General features: G+C 72.1%; 18 protein-coding genes. 9 read left to right on the top strand and 9 right to left on the bottom strand.

The window, feature by feature from the left end; all coding sequences use genetic code 11:
* The 4 genes from ACZ4Z2_RS05315 (at position 1) to ACZ4Z2_RS05300 (ending at position 5111) form a co-directional block, all read left to right on the top strand.
* Positions 1-579 (top strand): TerD family protein, encoded by a 579-nt coding sequence (locus ACZ4Z2_RS05315; RefSeq protein ID WP_468072557.1) that lies wholly within the window; start codon positions 1-3, stop codon positions 577-579.
* Between the two features lie 46 nt (positions 580-625).
* Positions 626-2605 carry a TerD family protein gene (locus ACZ4Z2_RS05310; RefSeq protein WP_468072555.1) on the top strand — a complete coding sequence of 660 codons (1980 nt, stop codon included), beginning with the start codon at positions 626-628 and terminating at the stop codon, positions 2603-2605.
* A 291-nt stretch (positions 2606-2896) separates the two neighbouring features.
* Positions 2897-3898, top strand: a complete 1002-nt coding sequence (locus tag ACZ4Z2_RS05305) for a TerC family protein (RefSeq protein ID WP_468072553.1) — start codon at positions 2897-2899, stop codon at positions 3896-3898.
* A gap of 112 nt (positions 3899-4010) precedes the next feature.
* Positions 4011-5111 carry a calcium:cation antiporter gene (locus tag ACZ4Z2_RS05300; protein ID WP_468072551.1) on the top strand — a complete coding sequence of 367 codons (1101 nt, stop codon included), beginning with the start codon at positions 4011-4013 and terminating at the stop codon, positions 5109-5111.
* A gap of 14 nt (positions 5112-5125) precedes the next feature.
* Here the strand turns inward: ACZ4Z2_RS05300 and ACZ4Z2_RS05295 are convergent, their stop codons facing one another.
* Positions 5126-6403 (bottom strand): MFS transporter, encoded by a 1278-nt coding sequence (locus ACZ4Z2_RS05295; protein ID WP_468072549.1) that lies wholly within the window; start codon positions 6401-6403, stop codon positions 5126-5128.
* 123 nt (positions 6404-6526) lie between these two features.
* On the bottom strand, positions 6527-7594 hold the full coding sequence (locus tag ACZ4Z2_RS05290; RefSeq protein WP_468072884.1) for a S66 family peptidase: 1068 nt from the start codon (positions 7592-7594) through the stop codon (positions 6527-6529).
* A gap of 106 nt (positions 7595-7700) precedes the next feature.
* On the opposite strand from ACZ4Z2_RS05290, the gene aroQ reads away from it, so the two are divergent.
* Complete coding sequence (aroQ, locus tag ACZ4Z2_RS05285; protein WP_468072547.1) at positions 7701-8174, top strand: type II 3-dehydroquinate dehydratase; 474 nt, start codon at positions 7701-7703, stop codon at positions 8172-8174.
* Between the two features lie 68 nt (positions 8175-8242).
* Here the strand turns inward: aroQ and ACZ4Z2_RS05280 are convergent, their stop codons facing one another.
* From ACZ4Z2_RS05280 to ACZ4Z2_RS05260, 5 genes are all read right to left on the bottom strand, one after another.
* Positions 8243-9031, bottom strand: a complete 789-nt coding sequence (locus ACZ4Z2_RS05280; RefSeq protein ID WP_468072545.1) for an amino acid ABC transporter ATP-binding protein — start codon at positions 9029-9031, stop codon at positions 8243-8245.
* On the bottom strand, positions 9028-10005 hold the full coding sequence (locus ACZ4Z2_RS05275; RefSeq protein ID WP_468072543.1) for an amino acid ABC transporter permease: 978 nt from the start codon (positions 10003-10005) through the stop codon (positions 9028-9030). The genes ACZ4Z2_RS05280 and ACZ4Z2_RS05275 overlap by 4 nt, the downstream gene beginning before the upstream one ends.
* Positions 10002-10901, bottom strand: coding sequence for an ABC transporter substrate-binding protein (locus ACZ4Z2_RS05270; protein WP_468072541.1), 900 nt, complete (start codon positions 10899-10901; stop codon positions 10002-10004). The genes ACZ4Z2_RS05275 and ACZ4Z2_RS05270 overlap by 4 nt, the downstream gene beginning before the upstream one ends.
* 350 nt (positions 10902-11251) lie before the next feature.
* Positions 11252-11908, bottom strand: a complete 657-nt coding sequence (locus ACZ4Z2_RS05265; protein ID WP_468072539.1) for an MBL fold metallo-hydrolase — start codon at positions 11906-11908, stop codon at positions 11252-11254.
* 114 nt (positions 11909-12022) lie between these two features.
* Positions 12023-12739: a maleylpyruvate isomerase family mycothiol-dependent enzyme gene (locus ACZ4Z2_RS05260; protein ID WP_468072537.1), complete on the bottom strand. Its 717-nt coding sequence runs from the start codon at positions 12737-12739 to the stop codon at positions 12023-12025.
* A gap of 223 nt (positions 12740-12962) precedes the next feature.
* Between ACZ4Z2_RS05260 and uvrA the strand changes: the two genes are divergently transcribed.
* On the top strand, positions 12963-16001 hold the full coding sequence (gene uvrA / locus ACZ4Z2_RS05255; RefSeq protein ID WP_468072535.1) for an excinuclease ABC subunit UvrA: 3039 nt from the start codon (positions 12963-12965) through the stop codon (positions 15999-16001).
* 342 nt (positions 16002-16343) lie between these two features.
* Here uvrA and ACZ4Z2_RS05250 read toward each other — a convergent pair whose 3' ends face one another.
* Together ACZ4Z2_RS05250 and ACZ4Z2_RS05245 are read right to left on the bottom strand one after the other, a co-directional pair.
* Positions 16344-17255 carry a carbohydrate kinase family protein gene (locus tag ACZ4Z2_RS05250; protein WP_468072533.1) on the bottom strand — a complete coding sequence of 304 codons (912 nt, stop codon included), beginning with the start codon at positions 17253-17255 and terminating at the stop codon, positions 16344-16346.
* A gap of 83 nt (positions 17256-17338) precedes the next feature.
* Positions 17339-18307, bottom strand: a complete 969-nt coding sequence (locus ACZ4Z2_RS05245; RefSeq protein ID WP_468072531.1) for a hypothetical protein — start codon at positions 18305-18307, stop codon at positions 17339-17341.
* Between the two features lie 467 nt (positions 18308-18774).
* Between ACZ4Z2_RS05245 and ACZ4Z2_RS05240 the strand changes: the two genes are divergently transcribed.
* The 3 genes from ACZ4Z2_RS05240 (at position 18775) to ACZ4Z2_RS05230 (ending at position 24688) form a co-directional block, all read left to right on the top strand.
* Positions 18775-20163: an ABC transporter substrate-binding protein gene (locus ACZ4Z2_RS05240; protein ID WP_468072529.1), complete on the top strand. Its 1389-nt coding sequence runs from the start codon at positions 18775-18777 to the stop codon at positions 20161-20163.
* 862 nt (positions 20164-21025) lie between these two features.
* Positions 21026-23713 (top strand): PAS domain S-box protein, encoded by a 2688-nt coding sequence (locus ACZ4Z2_RS05235; RefSeq protein WP_468072882.1) that lies wholly within the window; start codon positions 21026-21028, stop codon positions 23711-23713.
* A 303-nt stretch (positions 23714-24016) separates the two neighbouring features.
* Positions 24017-24688, top strand: coding sequence for a response regulator transcription factor (locus ACZ4Z2_RS05230; protein ID WP_468072527.1), 672 nt, complete (start codon positions 24017-24019; stop codon positions 24686-24688).
* Positions 24689-24730 lie beyond the last annotated feature (42 nt).

Raw genomic sequence — 24730 nt, 5'->3', positions numbered from 1 at the left:
GTGACCGTCAACATGACCAAGGGTCAGGCCATCAGTCTTCAGAAGAACGACGGAGGCAGCCTGACCGCGGTGCGCATGGGTCTCGGCTGGCAGGCTGCCCCCCGGCGCGGCCTGTTCGGGTCCCGTACCCGTGAGATCGACCTCGACGCCTCCGCCGTGCTGTTCGCGGACAAGCAGCCCGTCGACGTCGTCTTCTTCCGCCACCTGGTGAGCGACGACGGCTCCGTCCGGCACACCGGTGACAACCTGGTGGGCGGTGTCGGCGCGGGCGGCGACGACGAGGCGATCCTCGTCGACCTGGCCCGGGTCCCGGTCCACATCGACCAGATCGTCTTCACCGTCAACTCGTTCACCGGCCAGACCTTCCAGGAAGTGCAGAACGCGTTCTGCCGTCTGGTGGACGAGACCAACGGCCAGGAGCTGGCCCGCTACACCCTCGCGGGCGGCGGCCAGTACACGGCCCAGATCATGGCCAAGGTGCACCGCACGGGCGCGGGCTGGACGATGACGGCCATCGGCTCGCCGGCCAACGGCCGTACCTTCCAGGACCTGATGCCGGCGATCCTGCCGGTCCTGTAGGCAGCCCGACGCAGCACGCAGCAAGCGACACAGGGGGACGAAGTCGATGACGGCCGAGCTGGTCCGGGGGCAGAACCATCCACTGCCCGAGGCCCGACTGGAGATCCGCGTCTCGGCCGGCACGCCGATCGTCGCCGGGGCCACCCTCGGCGACGAGCACGGCAAAGTGCCCGGCGTCGAGTGGGTGGCCCACCCGGGCGCGCCCACCCTGCCCGGGCTCGAGGTCTCCCAGCAGGCGGCGGCCGACCACCGCCTCGCCGTGGACCTCGACGCCCTGCCGCCGTCCGTGCACCGGGTGACCGTCCTGCTCGCACTGCCGACCGGGACCGGCGGCCCGGCCCGCTTCGGCGCGGTCGCCGCCCCCTTCGTCGCGGTCACCGGCCTCGACGGCACCGAGGTCGCCACCTACACCGTCATCGGCCTGCAGACGGAGTCCGCCGTCGTCGCCCTGGAGCTCTACCGCAGGCAGGGCGCCTGGAAGGTCCGCGCGGTCGGCCAGGGCTACGCGGGCGGCCTCGCGGAACTGCTCACCGACCAGGACCTGCCCGAAGCCCGGCAGCTCGCGGAGGGCATCCACGAGGCGGTCGCCCGGGGCCTCGCCCGCTCGGTGGCCGCGCCCCCGCCCCGGGTGCCGGACGCCGACCGTCCGCGGCAGACCACCGCGCCCGCACCGGGCCCGGACCAGACCCACGCCGCGGGCACCGCCCCCCAGGGAGCGCCGCCCCAGCCCGTCGGACAGCACGGCGGCACCGCGCCGCACGACCCGTCCACCGACCCCCACCCCACCACCGCGCCCATGGCCGGCGGGCCCGTCAACTACACCCACCCCGGTCGGCAGACCACCGCACCGCCGCCGCCTGCGCCCACCGCGCCCCCGGCAGAGCCCGGCCGGCCCGCGCAGCCCGTCGCCGGGGACGCCACCGGCTGGTCCATGGACGAGCGGCTCTACAACCAGGTCTGGGGCATGTTCGAGGACCTGGCCCGCACCGCCGCCGCATACCGCAGCGCCGTCGACTTCGCCGAGTCGCGCATGGAGCAGGAGCTGGACCGGGTCCTGTCCGACCCGCGCAGCCGTATCAGCGGTCAGGGAGACGCCGCACGCGAGGCCGCCCGCGCCAAGCACGCCCAGCTCGTCGACCAGGCCCGGGCCGCCCTCGACCGGGATCTGGCCCAGCTCCGGGCCGAGTCCGATGTCGTCGAGCCCGCGCTGCCCACGGCGTACGCCCGCTGGGACAACCCGGTGTGGCACGGCTACCGCGTGCCGATGGAGGTCCCGATGGCCCTGCGCCTGGGCGATCTGCATCTGCCGGAGAGCGACGGCCTGCGCATCCCCATGCTGGTCCGGTTGCCGCTGGAGCGGGGTCTGTGGATCGACAGCGGCCGTTCCGGCTCCGCCGACTCCTTCGCCGACTCCGACGAACTGCGCCGCCTCGCCCTGGACACCGCCGTGGCGCTCGCCGCGCGGCTCCTCGCCGTGTACCCGCCGGGGGAGTTCAGCGTCCATGTCATCGACGCGGCCGGCGCCGGAGCGTCCGCGTTGGCACCGCTGACCCAGCCGGGCGTCCTCGCCGGACCACCCGCCACCGGCGCCGCGGGCGTCTCGGACGTGCTGGGGCGGCTCACCCAGCGGGTGGACCTCGTGCAGATGGCGGTGCGCGGCGGAGCCGCCGACGCGCTGCCCCCCGGCTTCGACACGGCCGAGCAACTCCTGATCGTCAACGACTTCCCGCACGGCTTCGACGACCGGGCCGTGACCCAGCTGCGCTACCTCGCCGACGAGGGCCCGGCCGTGGGGGTCCATCTGATGATGGTCGCCGACCGGCAGGACGCCGCCGCGTACGGGCCGTTGCTCGATCCGCTGTGGCGTTCGCTCATGCGACTCACGCCCACCCCGGACGACCACCTCGCCGACCCCTGGGTCGGGCACGCGTGGACGTACGAGCCGTCGCTCGTCCCGCCGGGCAGCCGGATCCTCCACCAGGTGCTCACCCGGGTCGCGGACGCCCGCCGCTCCTGGGACCGCTGAGAACCGGCGCGGTCCGACCTCCATCAAGACCTGGTAAAGCCGCTCTGACCTGCGGTTTTGATACTTCCTTTGCCTAGCCCTTTACCTATTCTTGGTGAATGGGTATGCTCTTATGAGCGGAGGGGAGTACTCCCTACTTGCTGCGGCGTACCCGTCAATACGGATCAGACAGATCCCGGGGCGTCGGCCCGGCCGAACACCAGGCGTTGGGGAGCGTTCTGGAGACCGGGTGGAAGAGACCTCCGGTAGCGATGACGCTGCAATTTGCCGTTACGTACTGCCGGAGGCGCAGTGGATGTTTCCACGACCCTGTGGGTCCTGACAGTGGTGGGCCTTGCCGCCCTCATCGCGGTCGACTTCTTCATCGGCCGCAAGCCCCATGACGTGTCCATCAAGGAAGCCGGAATCTGGACGGTCGTCTGGATCGTCCTGGCCGCCCTGTTCGGACTCGGCCTGTTCGTCTTCGCCGGCGGCCAGCCGGCCGGAGAATTCTTCGCCGGCTTCATCACCGAGAAGTCGCTGAGCGTCGACAACCTCTTCGTCTTCGTCCTGATCATGGCGAAGTTCGCGGTGCCCACGCAGTACCAGCAGCGGGTGCTCCTGATCGGTGTGCTGATCGCCCTGGTGCTCCGCGCGATATTCATCGCCGCGGGCGCGGCGATCCTCGCCAGCTTCGCCTGGGTCTTCTACATCTTCGGCGCGTTCCTGATCTACACCGCCTGGAAGCTGATCCAGGAGGCCAGGGCCGACGAGGAGGACGAGGAGTGGGAGGAGAACAAGCTCCTCAAGGCCGCCGAGAAGCGCTTCGGCGTCGCCGACCGCTACCACGGCACCAAGCTGTGGATCGAGCAGAACGGCAAGCGCGTCATGACGCCGATGCTCGTCGTGATGCTCGCCATCGGTACCACCGACGTGCTCTTCGCCCTGGACTCGATCCCGGCGATCTTCGGCCTGACCCAGGACCCGTACATCGTCTTCACGGCCAACGCGTTCGCGCTGATGGGCCTGAGGCAGCTGTACTTCCTCATCGGCGGACTGCTGAAGAAGCTGGTCCACCTGTCCTACGGTCTGTCGGTCATCCTCGGCTTCATCGGCGTGAAGCTGGTGCTGCACGCGCTGCACGAGTCCGGCGTCCACGTGCCCGAGATCTCCATCCCGGTCTCCCTCGGTGTGATCTGCTCCGTCCTGATCGTCACCACGATCACCAGCCTCCGTGCCTCCAAGAAGCAGGCGGCGGCCGAGGCGCGGCAGCAGCAGGCCGAAGACGCCGAGAAGGACAGCATCGAGGCCTGACGGCGACCGCCGGACAGCACGGCACATGAGCGAAGGGCCCCGCCCACCGACGACGCGGATCCACGGCGTCGACCGGAGTGCGGGGCCCCTTCACGTCTGAAAGGATCACCGCATGCTCGCTCGACTCCGGTCGCTCACGGCGCGATGGACCGCCGCCGTCCCGGTGGCCGCGGTCGTCCTGCTCGTCCTCACCTGGGGGCGCGACCTGCCCGGAGCGGTCGTCGCCCTCGTCACGCTGGTGCTCGCGGGAGCCGTCCTCGCCGCCGTCCACCACGCCGAGGTCGTCGCCCACCGGGTCGGCGAACCGTTCGGATCGCTGGTCCTCGCGATCGCGGTGACGATCATCGAGGTGGCGCTGATCGTCACGCTCATGGCCGACGGCGGCGACAAGAGTTCCACCCTCGCCCGGGACACCGTCTTCGCGGCGGTGATGATCACCTGCAACGGCATCGTCGGCCTGTGTCTGCTGGTCGCCTCACTGCGCCATGGACTCGCCGTCTTCAATCCCGAGGGCACCGGCGCCGCCCTCGCCACGGTCGCCACCCTCGCCACGCTCAGCCTCGTGCTCCCCACCTTCACCACCAGCAAGCCCGGCCCGGAGTTCTCCACGGCCCAACTCACCTTCGCGGCACTGGCGTCCCTGCTGCTCTACGGCCTCTTCGTCGCCACCCAGACCGTGCGACACCGCGACTACTTCCTGCCGATCACCCGCCAGGGCGAGGTGATCACCGCCGACGACCACGCCGAGGCGCCGACCGCCCGCACCGCCGCGGTCAGCCTCGGACTGCTCGGCCTCGCGCTCGTCGGGGTGGTGGGCCTCGCCAAGGGCGTCTCGCCGACCATCGAGTCCGGTGTCGCGGCGGCCGGACTGCCGCACGCCGTCGTCGGTGTGGTCATCGCGCTGCTCGTCCTGCTCCCCGAGACCATCGCCGCCCTGCGTGCCGCCCGCCGCGACCGCGTCCAGACCAGCCTCAACCTCGCCCTCGGTTCGGCGATGGCGAGCATCGGCCTGACCATCCCGGCCGTCGCCCTGGCCTCGCTCTGGCTCTCCGGTCCGCTCGTGCTCGGCCTCGGTTCGACCCATATGGTGCTGCTCGCCCTGACCGTCGTGGTGGCCTCGCTGACCGTGGTGCCGGGGCGCGCGACGCCGCTCCAGGGTGGGGTGCACCTGGTGCTGTTCGCGGCGTACCTGGAGCTCGCGGTGACCCCGTAGCGCGTCCGGACTCCTCACCCCGCGGTGGCCTGAGCCGCCTCCGACGTGGGCCTCGGGACCGGCCGGGTCTCCGGCAGCAGGGCGAAGCAGCCGAGGCTCAGCAGGGCGATCCCCGTCAGATAGGCGCCGACCCCCCAGGGCACCCGCCCGCCCTCGGACACGGCGGTGGCCACGATCGGCGTCAGGGCACCGCCTACCACCCCGCCGAGGTTGTAGCCCACCGCGGCTCCCGTGCAGCGCACCCGGGGCTCGTACAGCTCCGGCAGATACGCGGCGACGACGGCGAACATCGTGACGAACGCGAGCATCGCCACCAGGAAGCCGAGGAACATCAACAGGGGCTCGCCGGTCGACAGCAGCGCGACCAGGGGGAACATCCACAGCACGGTGGCGGCACAGCCGGCCAGGCACATCGGGCGCCGTCCGTACCGGTCGCCGAGCACGGCCGCCAACGGGGTGAGGGCGCCCTTCACCACCACGGCGCCCATGACGCACGTCAGCATGACGGTACGGCTCACCCCGAGCCGCTCCGTCGCGTAGGCGAGGGACCAGGTCGTCACCGTGTAGAAGACCGCGTACCCGATGGCGAGCGCCCCGGCCGTCAGCAGGACGAGCCGCCAGTGGCCGCGCACCACCTCGGCGAGCGGTACGCGCGCGGGGGCGCCGATCTCCAGGAACTCCGGGCTCTCCACGAGCGACGAGCGCAGCCACAGCCCGGCCACGGCCAGCACACCCGCCGCCCAGAACGGCACCCGCCATCCCCAGGAGGCGAACTGGGCGTCCGTCAGTGTCGCCGACAGCGCCAGCATCACCCCGTTGGCGAGCAGGAAGCCCACCGCGGGGCCGATCTGCGGGAAGCTCGACCACAGTCCGCGCCGCTCGGCCGGCGCGTGCTCCGCCGTCAGAAGCACCGCACCGCCCCACTCCCCGCCGAGCCCCAGCCCTTGCAGGAAGCGCAGGACGAGCAGGAGGAACGGGGCGGCGACACCGATCGAGTCGAAGGTGGGCACACAGCCGACGGCGACGGTCGCGCCGCCGGTCAGCAGCAGGGACGCCACGAGGACCGGGCGCCGCCCGCGCCGGTCCCCGATGTGCCCGAAGAGCACCGAGCCCAGCGGCCGGGCCACGAAGCCCACCCCGAAGGTCGCGAAGGCCGCGAGGGTCCCCGCCAGCGGCGAGAACGTGGGGAAGAACAGCGGCCCCAGGACGAGGGCCGCCGCCGTCCCGTAGACGAAGAAGTCGTAGAACTCGATGGCCGTCCCGGCGAGCGAGGCGGCCGCGAGTCGCGGCATGGAGGGCGGTTCCACGGTGCGTGCGCTGTGCATGCAGCGTCAACTACCCAGCGTGACATGTGGTTACGGGGGCGTGCGGAGGCCCGTTCGACGTGCGCCTGTCCCCGTGGGCGTCGACCGTGCTCAGTAGGTCACGGTGATGCGCCGGGCGGGACCGTCCACCCGGATCACACCGCCGTAAGGGGTGACGACCTGCGGATCGGTGTGTCCGAGATCCACGTCGAAGACGATCGTGGTGTCCGGTGCGTACACACGCATGGCGCGCAGCACCGCCTCCCGCTGGCCGGCCGCGTAACGCTCCGCGTCCTCGGGGCTGTGGGGCTTCTCGAAGGACCAGGTCTTCGGGCGGCCCATCAGGAGCGCGGAGAAGCGCCCGAGCAGCCCGCGCTCGCCCATGTTCCGCAGCGTCCGGAAGACCTCCTCGCCGCTCGGCAGTTCCTCCGAGGTCTCCAGGAAGAGCACCCCGCCGTCGAGGACGGACGGATCGCTCGGGATCTCGCGGTCGGCCATCAGCAGCCAGCCCACGATCTCCAGGCAGCCGCCCCAGCCTCGGCCCTCCACCACGCGGTCGGCGTTCACCCAGGTCCAGCCGGCGCCTGGCCGGCTCTCCGGCTCCGCGTCGAAGGTCGCCGGGTCGGCCCAGTCGCGCTCGATGTCGTTGAAGCGCTCGGCGGGCCTCAGTTCGTACGGCCCCGAGGTGAACAGCGCGGCGCGCAGCGACTCGGCGGTCACCGGGTTCAGCGCGCCCGGCCTGCCCAGCGAGGTCATCACGGTCCCGCCGTGGTAGCCGACGATCCCGGAGTTGTACAGGAACGCCAACAGGTTGGTGTTGTCGCTGACCCCGAAGAACGGCTTGGGGTTGGCCCGGATCAACTCGCGGTCCAGCAGCGGCAGGACGGTGATCTGGTCGTCGCCGCCGATGGAGGTGAACACCGCCTTCACGTCGGGGTCCGCGAAGGCCGCGTGGACGTCGTCGGCCCGCTCCCGCGGTGTCGCGCCCATCCTGCGGGTCGTCGGGTACTCGACCGGTTCGAGCCCGAACTCCTTCCGCAGCCGTTCGAGACCGAGTTCGAAGGGCTGGGGGAACAGTCCGGGCAGACCCGCGCCGGGGGAGAGGACGGCCACCCGGTCACCGGGCGACGGCTTGGGGGGATACACGGGACGCAGGGGATACGGGGGATCCGCGGGCATGGTCATGACCGGAGGTTAGAGCCTCTCACCAGGGCGTCGCATCGTGATAAACCGGGTCCGAGCAGCGGCCTCCGCGGGCCGCCCACCCGAACGGACCGGAGGAACCGTGCCCCGCAGCCTCGCCAACGCCCCGATCATGATCCTCAACGGGCCCAACCTCAACCTGCTGGGCCAGCGGCAGCCCGAGATCTACGGTTCCGACACGCTCGCCGACGTGGAGGCCATGTGCGCCGAGGCCGCGGCCGCGCACGGCGGCACGGTCGACCTCCGGCAGTCCAACCACGAGGGCGAACTGGTCGACTGGATCCACGAGGCACGGCTGAACCACTGCGGGATCGTCATCAACCCCGGGGCCTACTCGCACACCTCCGTAGCGATCCTCGACGCCCTCAACACCTGTGACGGCCTGCCCGTGCTGGAGGTCCACATCTCCAACATCCACCAGCGGGAGACGTTCCGGCACCACTCGTACGTCTCACTGCGCGCCGACGGCGTCATCGCCGGCTGCGGGGTGCAGGGCTACGTGTTCGGCGTGGAGCGGGTGGCCGCGCTGGTGGGCGCGGGCAAGGCGGACGCCTGACGACCCGTACGTTCGTCGAGGACGGCGACCGGCGTCTCACAGTCGGCCGGACTCCACGATCCGGCGTCTCACAGACGGCCCGACTCCACGATCCTTCGCAGGAAGCGCCGGGTGCGCTCCTGGCGCGGGTCGCCGAAGATCTCCTCGGCGGTCCCGCGCTCCAGCACCACCCCGCCGTCCAGGAAGCAGACCTGGTCGGCGACATCGCGGGCGAAGCCCATCTCGTGCGTGGCGAGGACCATGGTCATGCCCTCGTCCTTCAGATCCCGGACGACGGTGAGGACCTCGCCCACGAGTTCCGGGTCGAGGGCGGCCGTGATCTCGTCGAGGAGCAGCAGCCGGGGCCGTACGGCCAACGCGCGGACGATCGCGACGCGTTGCTGCTGCCCGCCGCTCAGCCGGTCCGGGTACTCGCCCGCCTTGGTGCCGAGCCCCAGCCGGTCGAGCAGCTCACGGGCCCGCTCCTCCGCCTCCGCCCGGCCCACGCCGTGCACCCGGCGCGGGGCGAGGGTGATGTTCTCCAGGACGGTCATGTGCGGGAACAGGTTGTACGACTGGAAGACGACCCCGATGCGGCGCCGTACCGCGTCCTGGTCCGCCCGCGGATCGGTGATCTCCTCGCCGTCCAGCCAGATCGCCCCGTCGTCGATCTCCTCCAGCAGGTTGGCGCAGCGCAGCAGTGTCGACTTGCCGGACCCGGACGCGCCGATCAGCGCGGTCACGGTGTGCGGGGCGACCTCCAGGTCGACGTCCCGCAGAACGGGCGAACCGCCGAACGTCTTGCGGACGGACTCCATCCGCAGCACGGGGGCGTCGGACCCCTCGGACGCCTCGGACAGCTTCGGGGTGTCGCTCATATCGTGCCTCCCTGGGCCCGCCGCCGGTCCATCCGGGCCGTGACCCAGTCGGTGAAGCGGGTCATGGGAATGGTCAGGGCGACGAAGACCAGTCCCGCGACGATGTACGGCGTGTAGTTGAGGCTGCGGCCCACGATGATGTCGGCCGCGCGCACGGCGTCGACCGCGCCGCCGATCGACACCAGCCCGGTGTCCTTCTGCAGCGACACCAGGTCGTTGAGGAGCGGCGGCACCTGACGGCGTACCGCCTGCGGCAGCACGACGTGCCGCAGGGCCTGCCGGTTGGTGAGCCCCAGTGAGCGCGCCGCCGCCCGCTGCGAGGGGTGCACGGACTCGATGCCGGCGCGGAACACCTCGGCGACGTACGCCGAGTACGTGAGCGTCAGCGCGGTGCCGCCGAGCAGGACCGGGTCGACGGTCACGCCCTGGAGCCGGAGCGCGGGCACCCCCAGGACGACGATCATCAGGTTGATGATCAGCGGGAGACCGCGGAAGAAGTCGGTGTACGCCGCGGCCAGCGCCCGCACCGGGAAGAACACCGGGCCGCGCAGGGTCCGGGCGACGGCGATGAGCATGCCGAGGACGAGCACGGCGACACCGCACACCAGCAGCAGCCGCACGTTGAGCCAGAGCCCTTCGAGCACCTTGGGCAGGGCCTCGCGCGCGTACTCGGCGCTGAAGAACGTCTCCTTGGTGCGGGGCCAGCCGGGCGCGTTGACGACGACCACGTAGAGGACGACGGCGGTGACGAGGGTCGACAGGGCGGCGACGGCCGTCGCGCGGCGGGACCGGGCGCGCTTGTAGCGCTCCCGTTCCAGCCGCCGCTCGGAGGGGACGTAGCCGTCGTCCCCGCCGGGCGTGCCGTCGTCCCCTCCGAGCGTGCCGGCGTCCTCGCGGGGGCTGCCGGCGTCCTCGCCGGGCACGCCGTCGTCGTCCGCGCCGTCCCGGCCCGGCTGGTCCTTCACGACGGTCACTTGAGCACCGGGGCGTCGACGGCGTCGGAGAGCCACTTCTGCTCGATCCCCGCCAGCGTGCCGTCCTCGCGCAGGGCGTCCACGGCCGCCGTCACACACGGCGTCAGGGCGCTGCCCTTGTCGAGGACCAGGCCGAACTGCTCGGGGGTGCCGCCCCGGTTCTCGAACTGGCCGACGATCGTCGCGTCCGTCACCTCGGCGCCGGTGATGTAGAACGCGGTCGGGAGGTCGACGACGACCGCGTCGATCTGGCCGTTCTTGAGGGCGGACTTGGCCTGGTCGTTCTTGGCGTAGGCGGCGGGGTCCTGGCTCGGCTTCACCACGTCGTCGATGTAGTCGAGGCTGGTCGTGCCGACCTGGGCGCCCAGATGGAGGCCCTTGAGGTCGGCGATGCTCTTCGCCTTCGCGGCCTTGGAGCCCTTCAGGGCGATGACGGCCTGGCGCACGTCGTAGTACCCGGACGAGAAGTCCACGGCCTTCTTGCGCTCGTCGCTGACGGACACCTGGTTGATGTCGAAGTCGAAGGTCTTCTCACCCGGCGCGAACGCCTTGTTGAAGGGCACGGACTGCCAGACGACGTCCGCCTTGTCGTAGCCGAGCCGCTCGGCCACGGCGTACGCGACGGCCGACTCGAAGCCCTCGCCGTTCTTCGGGTCGTCGTCCTTGAACCACGGCTCGTAGGCGGGGGAGTCGGTGGCGACGGTCAGCTTCCCGGACTCCTCGGTGCGCAACTCGCCCTTGGCGCACGACGTCCCGGACGCCGAGGCGGAGGCTGCGCCGGACGCGTTCTCCTCCGGCTGCGGGGCGCACCCGACCGCGACCGCGGCGAACAGGACGACGGTGGCGGCGGAGGCGGCGCGACGGGACGGGCGCGGGGCTTTGAGGGCAGGACGCATGGCGGGAGACTGACAGCGCGACATCCCGTTTGTCGAGGTCATGTCGGCGATTGTCCGCATAGTGGGAACGGGTGTTGCCATTCTGTGAACCGGTGCGGGAAGCGGCGGAGAGCGCTTGCGCGGGACACGGGCGGGGCCGCCGGCCGAGGGCGGGGATAGGGAGGCCGGCGGCCCGTCCGCGCGGGAGCCGTCATCCCGTGCGGACCTGTCCTCCAGTGGACTACGCCAGGGCGTACGCCGGGAGCGCGCGCGGGGCACCGGCGTGTGTGTTCGATTCACACGGGGCGCGTGAGGGTGTGTCTCGCGCCCCAGGCGGACGGCTGGGCAACCGCCCTACGGCACAAGGGGGTTCACCAACCCCGTGCGCGCCACTCCGGCAGGTGCGGGCGCTCCGCGCCGAGCGTCGTGTCGTTGCCGTGGCCCGGGTAGACCCAGGTCTCGTCGGGCAGCGTGCCGAAGATCTTCGTCTCCACGTCGTGGATCAGGCTGGCGAACGCCTCCGGGTCCTTGCGGGTGTTGCCCACGCCGCCCGGGAAGAGGCAGTCACCGGTGAACACATGGGGATGCCCGTGCGGGTCGTCGTAGACCAGGGCGATCGAACCCGGCGTGTGGCCCACCAGGTGGCGCGCGGTCAGCTCCACGCGCCCCACGCGGATCGTGTCGCCGTCGTCGACGAGCACGTCGGTCGGCACGGGGATGCCCTCGGCGTCGTCCCGGCCCGCGTACGTACGGGCGCCGGTGGCGGCCACCACCTCGGCGAGCGCCTGCCAGTGGTCGCCGTGCTGATGCGTGGTGACGACGGACGCGATGCCGTCGTCACCGATCAGCGTGAGCAGGGTGCCGGCGTCGTTCGCGGCGTCGATCAGCAACTGCTCGTCGGTGGCCCGGCAGCGCAACAGATAGGCGTTGTTGTCCATCGGGCCCACCGCGACCTTGGAGATCATCAGGTCCGGCAGCTCGTGCACATCCGCAGGGCCGCCGACCTTCACCGCTCCGCTGTACGTCATGGCCGTCAGTCTAGGCCGCGGGCGCACCCTCGGCCGCTCCCCGGCTTCCCGGCCGCTCCCCGGCTCCCGGGCCGCTCCCCGGCTCCCGGGCCGCTCCCCGTGCTCCCGCGCCCGCTACAGCGCGGGCAGCGAGGGCAGGGCACCGCCCTCGACGCGCAGGGCGGTGCCGTCGCGCCGTCCGGCGAGCCAGCCGAGGAGGTCGGCCCGGCGGCCGGTGACCACGCGCGTGTGGCTGCCGCTCTCCAGCTGCTCCGCGGTGAGCCCTTGCACGGCTCCGGTGAAGAGGAGCCGCCCGTCGTCCTGTCTGATCGTCACCGCGGGGACGCCGGGGTGGTCGCGGAACCGCTCGGTCAGGAAGGTGATCTCGCGCTGGGTGAACTCCTCCGGCAGGTCCTCCAGCTCGTACCCGATGCCGAGGTCCACGTGGTGCAGCTCCACCTCGATCCAGCGCCGGAACGGCAGCCGTGACGCCGAGTCCGTGACCCCGTTGCGCAGCTCGACCGTGCGCGACCAGTCCGCGGGGACGGCGGAGGCGTCCTGGAAGCGCTGCGCGCTCTCCCGCAGGTCCGCGAGCTGCGCCTCCAGGGGGCGGGGCGCGTCCCGCTCGATGTCGGCGTCCCGTGCCTCGCCGGAGACGTACATCGGGCGTCCTTCGAGGACGTTCACGAGGGCGTCCGCGTTGCGGGCGAGGTGGGCGAGGACATGACCCCGGGTCCAGCCGGGCAGCCGTGACGGCTCCGTCACAGCCGCGTTGTCCATCTTGGCGACTGCGGTGAGGAGCCGCTCGGTCGCTTCTCGTGCAGAGTCCAGGTCAGACGCGTGAGACTTCATGACGCCGACCCTAGCCGCGCCACTCCTTCGGGTGAAGGTGATGGGCCTCGGGCCGAAATCGAATGCACGTGCTATATGGTCGAGTCCTGCGTCGGGCATGCTGGAAGGCCCGGGATTGTTGTGGAACGGGGAAACAGGACCGGCGCTGTCAGTGGCTCCCCCTAGTCTGTGAAGGACGGGGGCTCCGCTCCTGTCACTTCACTCAAGAAAGGTGCGGACCGGCGTGGCCGACCGTCTCATCGTCCGTGGCGCGCGCGAGCACAACCTGAAGAACGTCTCGCTCGACCTCCCACGCGACTCGCTCATCGTCTTCACGGGCCTGTCGGGGTCGGGCAAGTCCTCGCTGGCCTTCGACACGATCTTCGCGGAGGGCCAGCGCCGCTACGTGGAGTCGCTGTCCTCCTACGCCCGGCAGTTCCTCGGGCAGATGGACAAGCCGGACGTCGACTTCATCGAGGGTCTGTCCCCGGCGGTCTCCATCGACCAGAAGTCCACCTCGCGCAACCCGCGCTCGACGGTCGGCACGATCACCGAGGTCTACGACTACCTCCGGCTGCTCTTCGCGCGCATCGGCAAGCCGCACTGCCCCCAGTGCCGCCGCCCGATCTCCCGACAGTCGCCGCAGGCCATCGTCGACCGCGTCCTGGAACTGCCCGAGGGCAGCCGCTTCCAGGTGCTGTCGCCGCTGGTGCGGGAGCGCAAGGGCGAGTTCGTCGACCTCTTCGCGGACCTCCAGACCAAGGGCTACAGCCGCGCGCGGGTGGACGGCGAGACCGTCCAGCTCTCCAGCCCGCCCACCCTGAAGAAGCAGGAGAAGCACACCATCGAGGTGGTCGTCGACCGCCTCACGGTGAAGGACTCCGCCAAGCGTCGGCTCACCGACTCCGTGGAGACCGCGCTCGGGCTGTCCGGCGGCATGGTCGTGCTCGACTTCGTCGACCTCCCCGAGGACGACCCCGAGCGCGAGCGCATGTTCTCGGAGCACCTGTACTGCCCGTACGACGACCTGTCCTTCGAGGAGCTGGAGCCCCGCTCCTTCTCCTTCAACTCGCCCTTCGGCGCCTGCCCCGACTGCACCGGCATCGGCACGCGCATGGAGGTCGACCCGGAGCTGATCGTCCCGGACGAGGACAAGTCGCTCGACGAGGGCGCCATCCACCCCTGGTCGCACGGCCACACCAAGGACTACTTCGGCCGCCTCGTCGGGGCCCTGGCCGACGCGCTGGGATTCCGGACCGACATCCCCTTCGCCGGTCTCCCGCAGCGCGCGAAGAAGGCCCTGCTGTACGGCCACAAGACGCAGATCGAGGTCCGCTACCGCAACCGGTACGGCCGCGAGCGGGTCTACACCACGGCCTTCGAGGGTGCCGTGCCCTTCGTGAAGCGGCGGCACAGCGAGGCCGAGAGCGACGCCAGCCGGGAGCGCTTCGAGGGCTATATGCGGGAGGTGCCCTGCCCCACCTGTGAGGGCACCCGACTGAAGCCGATCGTCCTCGCGGTCACGATCATGGACAGGTCGATCGCCGAGGTCTCCGCGATGTCCATCAGCGACTGCGCGGACTTCCTGGGCGAGCTGAAGCTCACCGCCCGCGACAAGAAGATCGCCGAGCGCGTCCTGAAGGAGGTCAACGAACGGCTGCGGTTCCTGGTCGACGTCGGCCTGGACTACCTCTCGCTGAACCGCGCGGCCGGCACCCTCTCCGGCGGTGAGGCCCAGCGCATCCGCCTCGCCACCCAGATCGGCTCGGGCCTCGTCGGCGTGCTCTACGTCCTCGACGAGCCCTCCATCGGTCTGCACCAGCGGGACAACCACCGGCTCATCGAGACCCTGGTCCGGCTGCGCGACATGGGCAACACGCTCATCGTCGTCGAGCACGACGAGGACACCATCAAGACCGCCGACTGGGTCGTCGACATCGGCCCCGGCGCCGGTGAGCACGGCGGCAAGGTCGTCCACAGCGGCTCCCTGAAGGAGCTGCTCGCCAACACCGAGTCGCAGACCGGGCAGTACCTCTCGGGCAGGAAGGCCATCCCGCTGCCCGACATCCGCCGCCCGCTCGACCCGACCCGCCGGCTCACCGTGCACGGCGCCCGGGAGAACAACCTCCAGGACATCGACGTGTCCTTCCCGCTCGGCGTCTTCACGGCCGTCACGGGCGTCTCGGGCTCCGGCAAGTCCACGCTGGTCAACGACATCCTGTACACCCACCTCGCCCGCGAGCTGAACGGCGCGAGGAACGTACCGGGGCGGCACACGCGCGTGGACGGCGACGACCTCGTCGACAAGGTCGTGCACGTCGACCAGTCGCCCATCGGCCGCACCCCCCGCTCCAACCCGGCGACCTACACCGGCGTCTTCGACCACATCCGCAAGCTGTTCGCCGAGACCACCGAGGCGAAGGTCCGCGGCTATCTGCCCGGCCGCTTCTCCTTCAACGTCAAGGGCGGCCGCTGCGAGAACTGCGCGGGCGACGGCACCATCAAGATCGAGATGAACTTCCTCCCGGACGTCTACGTCCCGTGCGAGGTCTGCCACGGCGCCCGGTACAACCGGGAGACCCTGGAGGTCCACTACAAGGGCAAGTCCATTGCCGAGGTGCTGAACATGCCGATCGAGGAGGCGACGGACTTCTTCGAGGCCGTCCCCGCGATCGCCCGCCACCTCAACACCCTGAAGGACGTCGGCCTCGGCTACGTCCGCCTCGGCCAGGCGGCGACCACCCTGTCCGGCGGTGAGGCGCAGCGCGTGAAGCTCGCGAGCGAGCTGCAGAAGCGCTCCACCGGCCGCACGGTCTACGTCCTGGACGAGCCGACCACCGGTCTGCACTTCGAGGACATCAGCAAGCTCCTCAAGGTGCTGTCCGGCCTGGTCGACAAGGGCAACACGGTCATCGTCATCGAGCACAACCTCGACGTCATCAAGACCGCCGACTGGATCGTCGACATGGGTCCCGAGGGCGGCGCCGGCGGTGGCCTCGTGGTCGCCGAGGGCACGCCCGAGGAGGTCGCCGGGGTCCCGGCCAGCCACACCGGCAAGTTCCTGCGCGAGATCCTCGGCGCCGACCGGATCAGCGACGCGTCGTCGGTGAAGGCCCCGCGCCGGACCACGGCCAAGAAGGCGGTCGCCGCCGGGGCGACGGCCAGGAAGACCGCCACCACCCGTACGACGAGGGCCGCCGCCGACAGCACGGCGACCAAGAAGGCGGCGGCGACGAAGAAGGCGACTCCCGCGAAGAAGACCACGCGGGCCCGCAAGTCCTGACCCCGCCGGTCCGGGAGAACGATCGACAGCGGTGCCCCGCGGGAACCACCCCGCGGGCCACCGCTCGTTTCCCAGGCCCGCTGCCCGCTGCCCGCTGCCCGCTGCCCGCTGCCCGCTGCCCGCAGCCGCACAGCCCCGCAGCCCGGCTGCTGCCCGCTGGCCCGCTGCCGAGCAGCCCCGCAGTCCGCAGGCCGGCTGTTGCTGCCCGCTGGCCCGCTGCCCGCTGCCCGCTGCCCGCTGCCGGCTGCCGGCTGCCGGCTGCCCGCAGGCCCCGCAGCCCCGCTGCCCGCAGCCCCGCAGCCCCGCTGTCCGCGGCGGACGGATCGGTCCGCGGCAGACGGGTCAGTCCGCGGCCACCTCTGACGCGTACGGCGGTTCCGCGCCCGCTCGGGAGCAGGTGACGGCGGCCGCGCGGGCGGCGAAGCGGAGCAGGTCGGTCCAGTCCTCGCCGGTGAGGGCCGCGAGCGAGCCGGCGGAGAGGGCGTCACGCGCGGCCAGACCGTGCAGGAGGGCCGCGTTCACCGTGTCACCGGCGCCGATGGTGTCGACGACATCGACCTTCTCGCCCGGCACGACATGCTCGGCGCCGTCGCGGGTGTAGGCGGTCAGTCCCTCCCCGCCACGGGTGACCACGACGGCCGAGGGGCCCGAGGCCAGCCACTGGCCGGGGGTGCCGCCCAGCCACTCGGCGTCCTCCTCGGACAGCTTCAGCAGCGTCACCGAGGGCAGCCAGCTCTCGAAGCGGGCGCGGTGGGCGGCCGCGTCGGGGATGAGCCCCGGCCGGATGTTCGGGTCGAGGGCGGTGAAGACACCCCGGGCGGCCGCGCCGTGCAGCAGCTCCTCGTACGCGCTCGCACCCGGCTCCAGGACCAGCGAGCAGGTGCCGAAGGAGACGGCGCGGGTGCCCGCCGGGAGGCGCTCGGGCGCCTCGAACAGGCGGTCGGCGCTGCCCTCCACATAGAAGGAGTACCGGGCGGAGCCGTCCTCGCCGACCGAGGCCAGCGCCAGCGTCGTCGGCTCGGGGCCGCGCTGCACGGAGGCCACGTCCACACCGGCCTCCCGCAACCCCGCCAGCAGGGCCTCGCCGTACACGTCGTACGAGACACGGGAGCAGAACGCCGTGGGGGAGCCGAGACGGCCGAGCGCGACGGCCGTGTTGTACGGCCCGCCACCGCGCGCCGGCCGCAGGTCCACGAGCGGACCCGAACCCCTGGGGACCAGGTCGATCAGGGCTTCACCGGCGACGACGATCACGAAGGGGTCCTTTCTGGGAAGTCTCCGCCGGAAGGTACCTCAGACGTTCCCGCCCCACGACGGGCAGCCCCCGCCGCTTCCCCTCACTCCCAGTCCCAGCCGATCCCGACGACACCCGTGCGCACCCGGGACTCCACCAGGTGCACGGAACGGTGCAACGCGCTCAAGGGGAGAGGCTCGCGCCCTCCGCGCGGGGCGGCCGGCGAATGCCGGCTGAAACGGTGGCAGCGCACGGGCAGCGCCCGCTCGTCGAAGCGCACCTGGAGCGCGTACTGCCCGCCCGCCGACCGGAAGCCGCGGACGTACTCGGTGCAGACCCCGGCCGTCCCGTCGTCGACGCCGTAGCGGAACAGGAATGTGTCGCCGCTGCGCAGCCGGGTGTCGAAGAGGAACTCGGCGACGAGGACACCCGTGTCGTCGTCCCAACGCACCCGGCCCCGGCGGCAGTTCTCCAGGGCGCGGACCGCCATCCGTTCCGGGACGCAGCCCGGGTCGCCGTGGTGGACGGCCACATAACGGTCCACGCCGTCCCGGTGGGCCCGCACGATGTGCTGGGACTCACGGCCCAGCAGCTCACGGCGCGCACCGACGCTCACCCGCTCGTGATGGCCGACGGTGTGCACCCCGCCGTCGAGCGGCGACCCCAACTCACCGAGGAGCCGCTCCAGAACACCCGAGGCATCCACGAGAGAGCGGTACGAACGGCTGCCGGCGCCGCGGCCCTGCCCGGCGGGCTCCTCGGACCGGGTCAGCAGCCGGATCAGGGACTCGTCCGGAAGCTGGAGGATCTCCTCCAGGGCCCGCACCGCGCGCAGCGACTCCGGACGCTGGGGGCGCCGGGCGCCCTGCTGCCAGTAACTCAGGCTGGTCACACCGACCTTGACCCCGTGGCGCGACAGATGGTGCTGCACCCGCTGCAACGGCAGCCCGCGCGCGGCGATCGCGGCGCGCAGCGCCACATGGAAGGGGCCACCCCGCAGGGCCGACTCCAACTCCGCGGTGGCGACGTTCGCGATCGCCGCGACGTCGGCGTGCTCTGTGGCGTGCCGCATGGAGGAGCCTTTCTGTGAGGTGCGCGTGGGCTGGTCGGACCGCGCGCGGGCCTGTCGGGGCGCCCCGCGGACGCGCGGGCTCTCGGCGACCGTCCGTCTTCACATCCGTACGACGGCGTTCCCGCTCTGAGTTCCCCCGCATTGAAGCGTGTTGGCAAAGCCCCGACAACACCCGGGGCGGGACATGGCCGGACACCGACGGCAAGATCCTCGGTGCCCCGGGGACCGGAACGGCGGACCGGTTCCCGGGAGCGCGGGGACATGGTGACAGCCTCCGGGGCAGTGGAGGGACGCACATCCCGGCCAGCCGGAAATTGTCGTCCGGCGCGCTCCCCGGCCTGTGAATGTGCTGATGTCCCTTGCCGTTTCCGTCTGTTTCCACTCACCGAGGGAATCGAACAAGCCACGGGGAGTAGCATGTCGCTGCCCTGGGGCCGAGTGGCCCGGTCGAATGGGAGTAAAGCGCGATGAACGCGTCGCACAACGGCGTCGGGAGACGTCAGGTCCGTCGTGCCCTGGTGGCGGGGATGTCGGCGGCGGCACTGCTACTGGCCGGATGCAGCGCCGGTGACGAGGAGGACCGGCCGGGCGCCGGCGACAAGGCCGCGGGCGACACGACCTGCGACGGCAGGATCGACGGCACCGAGCACATCACCCTGTGGTTCCACGCCGGGCAGAGCGGTGAGCAGAGCACCCTGCGCAGCCAGGTCAAGGAGTTCAACAAGGCCCAGCGGCAGGTGCGGGTCGAGCTGGTGACCCTGCCCGAGCAGCGCCCGTACACCGAACTCGTCCTGTCCGCGGCCGCCAGCGGCGATCTGCCGGACCTCCTCGACTTCGACGGCCCGAACCTCTACAGCTACGCCTGGTCCGGCAAGCTCAAGCCGATCGACTCCTGTGTGCCCGCCGGAATCAGGGACGACCTGCTGCCCTCGATCCGGCGGCAGGGCACGTACGACGGCCGGTTGTGGGGTGTCGGAACCTTCGACTCCGGGCTCGGTCTGTACGTACGGCCCTCGGTGCTCCGCACGGCCGGGATCCGGATCCCGAAGGGGCCGGAGGACGCCTGGACCGCCGACGAGATGACGCGGATCCTGCGCACGCTGCGGGCCGAGGGGTACGAGGCGCCGCTCGACCTGAACTTCGTCGACTCGGCGAGCCCCGACGAGTGGAACACGTACGCCTTCGCACCGGCCGTGTGGTCGGCCGGCGGCGATCTCATCGACCCCGAGGAGTTCCGCACGGCGGACGGTTTCCTCAACGGCCCCGAGTCGGTGAAGGCGCTCACCACCCTGCGGAGCTGGGTGGAGGAGGGATACGTCGACCGGGACAGGAACAAGAACGCGTTCGTCAAGGGACGCACCCCTCTTTCCTGGATGGGGCACTGGAAGTACGGCGAGTTCAGCGCGGCGCACCCCGGGGACGTGGCGATCGTGCCGCTGCCCGACTTCGGCGCCGGCACCGCCACCGGGATGGGGTCCTGGCAGTGGGGCATCCCCTCCGGCGGCGCGGACGGCGACGCGGTGTGGCGGTTCCTGGAGTATCTGCTGCGCCCGGAGCAGGTGTTGCGGATGAGCGAGGCCAACGGGGCGATCCCGGGGACGGAACGGGCGGTCGACCTCTCCGGGAAGTTCGACGAGAACGGTCCGGAGCGGCTGTTCATCGAGCAGCTGCGCAGCGGTGTCGCCCGGCCCCGGCCGCAGACCCCCGCGTACCCGGCGATCACCAAGGCGTTCTCCCGCGCGGTCGCCGACAGCGTCTTCGCGGGGGCCCCGGTCGAGAAGACGCTGGACGCGGCGGTCGAGGACATCGACAAGGACCTGGCGGCGCACGACGGTTACCCGAAGAGCGAGCCGTGACCGGCGGGGCGTCGCGGGTGTCTGGACCGCCGCCCGGTTCAGCGGGATGCTGAAGGCACCGCGCACCCCGATGAGGGGTGCGCGGTGGCGGGCGGCGACCTGATCGAACGTTTCCCCGTCGAGCGGCCGACGGGGGCGCGCCGGGTCGCGGGCGGCCCGAGCACGGATACGCCGCCCAGCCGGCAAAGGCGGACCACATGCACGCGACCGACGACTCCGCGCCGGCCCACCCGGACAGCGCCCCCACCCTCCAGCACCCGTGAGCCCCACCATGCGCCGCACCCCGTCCCCGGACCGAGCCCCGGACACCCCCGACCCCGCGTCACCGTCCCCCGGGCCGAGCGCCTCGCCGCCGCCGGGCGACGAAGCCGCCGCGGGCGACGGCCGGTCCGGGACGGGCCGGGCACCGGACGGAACCCGCTCCCCGGCGAACGAGTCACGGGTGCCGGCCCCACGGGCCTCGTCCACCGCGGACCGTGCGAGCGACTCGCGCTCTTCGTCCGTGGACGGCGCTGGTGAACCGGCCCGCTCGTCCCCGGACGGCGCTGGTGAACCGGCCCGCTCGTCCCCGGCCCGCGCGAGCGAGCCGCGCCCGCCCTCCGCCGACCGCCTCGGCGAGCCGCGCCCGACCTCCGTCCACCGCGTCGGCGATCCGAGTCCCTCCTCCCCGGTGGGACGCGTGCCGGGGCCGCGTCGCCCCGTGTCATCGGGCGGGCGCGGGTTCCGTCCGGCCTCGGAGGGCACCGGGCGGGCCGCGACGGTGCGGCCACGGCGTGCCGGGGCGGGCCGGCGGCGGGGCCGGGGTGTGCCGGGGGTACCGGGGGTGCCGTTCTTCGCCCGGTTGCGGGTCGGCGCCAAGCTGATGCTGCTCGTGCTGCTGCCGGTGACCGTGCTGCTGGCGTTCACCGTGTTCGCCGCCCTGTCGCACTGGGAGAAGGCGCGGACCCTGCGCGACTTCGACACGGCGATCGCGGTGTCGTTCGCGACCGGCGAGGTCTCCGACGCCGTCGCCCGGGAGCGGATGGCCGCCGTGAAGGCCCGGCTGCACGTCGAACCGGGCACCGCGCGCGAGCGCGCCGACGCCCAGCGGGCCACCGACGACGCGCTGCGCCGAGCCGTCCGGCACGCCGGCGACCAGCCGGAACCCGATGTCGCCGGTGTCCTCGACGCCGTCCGCCGGCAGTTGCACGCGCTCCGCGTGGAGACGGGCACCGTCTCACTGGACGCGCAGACCGTCGCCCAGCGGTACGACGCCATCGAGGACGTGCTGCTCGACACCGTCGCCACCCTGGAGTCCGGCCGCCCCACCCGGGCCGCGGGCCGCGCCGCCGACGCCCATGTGGCACTGCGCAAGGCCATCGCCGCCGCCGAACGGGAACGGGCCGAGCTCGCCATCCTGTTCGACGTCCCGGCGGCCCAGCGCCCCACCGCCGCCGGTCGCTGGACCGAACTGGAGAAGGCCCAGCTGCGCGCCTTCGAGCAGAACACCTCCGCGGCGCTCCGGTCCGAGCTGCACAGCACCATGTTCCAGGCCCCCGGCCGCGCCGTCCGCAAGGTCCGCGACATGCTCGACGAATCCCACGCGCGGCCCGCCGACTGGCCCTCGTACGACGCCTGGATGACCGACTCCGAGAAGTACGTCGACGACCTGCGGGCCATCCAGGAGCGGGCCATGCGGGAACTCGCCGGCACCGCCGACCACGAACTGCGGGCCACCCGCGCCCGGGCGTACAGCGAACTGGCCCTCATCCTGGCCGTCCTGTGCGCGGTCACCGTCCTCGCGCTGGCCCTGCGCCGCTCCATCACCCGCCCCCTCGGGCAGGTCGCCGCGGGCGCCCGGGCACTGTCGGAGGGCGACCTCTCCCACGACATCCGCTACGCGGGCCGCGACGAACTCGGCGCCGTCGCGGACACCTTCCGGGAGCTGCGGGTGACCACGGAACGGCTGGCCGGCCAGATCCGGGCCATGAACACGGCCATCGACGCCGGCCGCCTCGAACACCGCGCCGACGTCGACGCCTTCCACGGCACCTGGGCCCAGCTGCTGGGCGGCATGAACGGCACCATGGCGTCCTTCGCCGCCGCCCACGGCCGCCGCAGACGCGCCGAACGGGAACTGGAAGGCATCTTCAACCTCTCCCTGGACCTGCTCTGCATCAGCGGCACCGACGGCTTCTTCAAACGCGTCAACCCGGCCTTCGAACGCACCCTCGGCTACTCCGCCGAGACCCTCACCGCCAGGCCGCTCGTCGAGTTCGTCCACGAGGAGGACCGCGACAGCACCCGCGAGGCGATCGCCCTGCTGGCGAGCGGCGCCGACGTCGCCGAGTTCGAGAACCGGTACGTCCGCGCGGACGGCACCGAGTGCTGGCTCCAGTGGAGCGCCCGGCCGGTCCCCGAGGAGGGCCTCATCTACGCCGCCGCCCGCGACGTCACCGAGAGCAGGCTGGCCGCCCGCGAACAGGCCGCGCTGCGCCGGGTCGCCACCGAGGTGGCCCGCGGGGTGCCGCCGTCCGACGTGTTCGCGACGGTGGCGCGGGAGGTGGGCGCCCTGCTGAGCACGGCCGCCGCCGTACTGCGCTACGAGACCGACGGCTACTTCACGGTCCTCGGCATCGCCCGCGAACACGTCGACGGCGACGGCGGCGCCGAAGCGCCCCGCCTGATCCGTCGTGAGGCGGCGCGCGTGGTGATGGAGGAGGTGGCCCGCACCAGCGGCGCCGCCCGGTCGGGCACCGCCGCGGGCGCCCCCATCGTCGTCGAGGGCCGGCTGTGGGGCGTCGTCGTCGCGGCCTCGCTCCTCGACCTGCTGCCCGAGGGCACCGAGTCCCGGCTCGCCGACTTCACCGAACTGATCGCCACCGCGATCGCCAACGCCGACAGCCGCGCCCAGCTGACCGCCTCACGCGCGCGTGTCGTCGCCGCCGGCGACGCCTCCCGGCGCCGTATCGAACGCGACCTGCACGACGGCGTCCAGCAGCGCCTGGTCTCGCTCCAGCTGGAGCTGCGGATGGCGCAGACCCTCGTCGAGGACCGCGGCTCGCCGCTCGGCAGACACCTCGCCCACCTCGGCAAGGGCCTCGACGACACCTTCCAGGACCTGATCCAGGTGGCCCGCGGCATCCACCCGGCCATCCTCTCCAGGGGCGGCCTGGGCCCCGCCCTGCGCTCCCTCGCCCGGCGCTCCGCGATCCCCGTCGAACTCGACCTCCGGCTCTCCACGCCCCGCTTCCCGGAGCCGGTCGAGGTGGCCGCGTACTACGTGACGTCGGAATGCCTGACCAACGCCGTGAAGCACGCGCGCGCGAGTGTGGTGACGGTCACGGCCGGGGACACCGGCGGCGTTCTGGAGGTGGTCATCCACGACGACGGCGCCGGGGGAGCGGATCCGGGCAGGGGCTCGGGACTGATCGGGCTCATCGACCGCGTGGAGGCCATCGGCGGCCGGCTGACCGTGGCCAGCCCGCCGGGCAGCGGGACGACGCTGGGCGTCCGCCTGCCGCTGGCGCCGCCGCCGGGGGCCGGGCACGCCGTCGTGCCACGTTCATGACCGCCCGAAGCGTACGCGGCGAGCCCCTTCAAGGGGGGAGTACGGGACTCGGCAGGGCGTACGTCCGGGCGGCCGTGCCGGACGGTGAAGACGGCCGTCCGGCCCAGCACGCGGGTGGCAGGCCGGTCCGTCTCCGCCGAGGCAACCGGCCACCCGCGACTGCACTCTTTCGAGCATGACGTGCCGTCCCCGCGGTGTCGCCCCGGCTCTCCCCCAACTAGGCTTCCAGCTAGCCGTAAGACCTTGTCCAGGCAGGCTGTCGGAACAGAAGAGAACAGGTCGGGCAGGGGGAGGCCGAGACCCATGGACGCCGATCAGCATCCGGCGCTCGGACGGGTGGTGCTCGCGGACGACGACGTACTCCTGCGCGAGGGACTGGCCAGTCTGTGCGAGCGCGTCGGCTACGAGGTGGTGGGCCAGGCCGGCGACGGCAGCGGGCTCATGGACCTCGTCGAGGCGCGGGTGCCGGACATCGCGATCATCGACATCAGGATGCCGCCGACCCAGTCCACCGAGGGCCTGAAGGCGGCCCGTGCCATCCGCGAGCGGTACCCCTCGGTCGGGATCCTCGTCCTGTCGGCGTTCGTCGAGGTCGAGGACGCGCTGGAGCTGCTGGCCGGCGGCCGCAGCATCGGCTATCTGCTCAAGAGCCGCGTCACCGCCGTGGACGAGTTCCTGGAGACGCTCGACCGCATCCGCCGCGGCGGCTGTGTGGTGGATCCCTCACTCGTGCAGGAACTGGTCGCCGCGCAGCGCCGCGACGATCCGCTGGCCATGCTCAGCAACCGTGAGCGCGAGGTGCTCGGACTCATGGCGGAGGGCCGCTCCAACGCGGGCATCGGCAAGCGGCTGTGGGTGACCGAGGGCACGGTCGAGAAACATGTGCGGAGCATCCTGGGCAAACTGCGACTCCCGGAGGAACCGGACGACCACCGCCGGGTCCTGGCCGTGCTGACGTTCCTGGAGACGCGCTAGCCGTCGGTCCGGGGAGCCGCCCGAGCAGGCTCCCCGGGCGCC

This window comes from Streptomyces sp. NPDC030183 (genome assembly GCF_055573455.1).
The sequence above is the reverse complement of the archived record's forward strand: the minus strand, read 5'-3'. Positions and strand labels throughout refer to the sequence as shown.

Excerpts from the sequence above, each read along its gene's own strand:
- ACZ4Z2_RS05310 (WP_468072555.1), top strand. The coding sequence starts at position 626 with ATGACGGCCGAGCTGGTCCGGGGGCAGAACCATCCACTGCCCGAGGCC.
- ACZ4Z2_RS05300 (WP_468072551.1), top strand. The coding sequence starts at position 4,011 with ATGCTCGCTCGACTCCGGTCGCTCACGGCGCGATGGACCGCCGCCGTC.
- ACZ4Z2_RS05295 (WP_468072549.1), bottom strand. The coding sequence starts at position 6,403 with ATGCCGCGACTCGCGGCCGCCTCGCTCGCCGGGACGGCCATCGAGTTC.
- ACZ4Z2_RS05290 (WP_468072884.1), bottom strand. The coding sequence starts at position 7,594 with ATGCCCGCGGATCCCCCGTATCCCCTGCGTCCCGTGTATCCCCCCAAG.
- ACZ4Z2_RS05280 (WP_468072545.1), bottom strand. The coding sequence starts at position 9,031 with ATGAGCGACACCCCGAAGCTGTCCGAGGCGTCCGAGGGGTCCGACGCC.
- ACZ4Z2_RS05270 (WP_468072541.1), bottom strand. The coding sequence starts at position 10,901 with ATGCGTCCTGCCCTCAAAGCCCCGCGCCCGTCCCGTCGCGCCGCCTCC.
- ACZ4Z2_RS05265 (WP_468072539.1), bottom strand. The coding sequence starts at position 11,908 with ATGACGTACAGCGGAGCGGTGAAGGTCGGCGGCCCTGCGGATGTGCAC.
- ACZ4Z2_RS05260 (WP_468072537.1), bottom strand. The coding sequence starts at position 12,739 with ATGAAGTCTCACGCGTCTGACCTGGACTCTGCACGAGAAGCGACCGAG.
- ACZ4Z2_RS05245 (WP_468072531.1), bottom strand. The coding sequence starts at position 18,307 with ATGCGGCACGCCACAGAGCACGCCGACGTCGCGGCGATCGCGAACGTC.
- ACZ4Z2_RS05240 (WP_468072529.1), top strand. The coding sequence starts at position 18,775 with ATGAACGCGTCGCACAACGGCGTCGGGAGACGTCAGGTCCGTCGTGCC.
- ACZ4Z2_RS05235 (WP_468072882.1), top strand. The coding sequence starts at position 21,026 with ATGCTGCTCGTGCTGCTGCCGGTGACCGTGCTGCTGGCGTTCACCGTG.
- ACZ4Z2_RS05230 (WP_468072527.1), top strand. The coding sequence starts at position 24,017 with ATGGACGCCGATCAGCATCCGGCGCTCGGACGGGTGGTGCTCGCGGAC.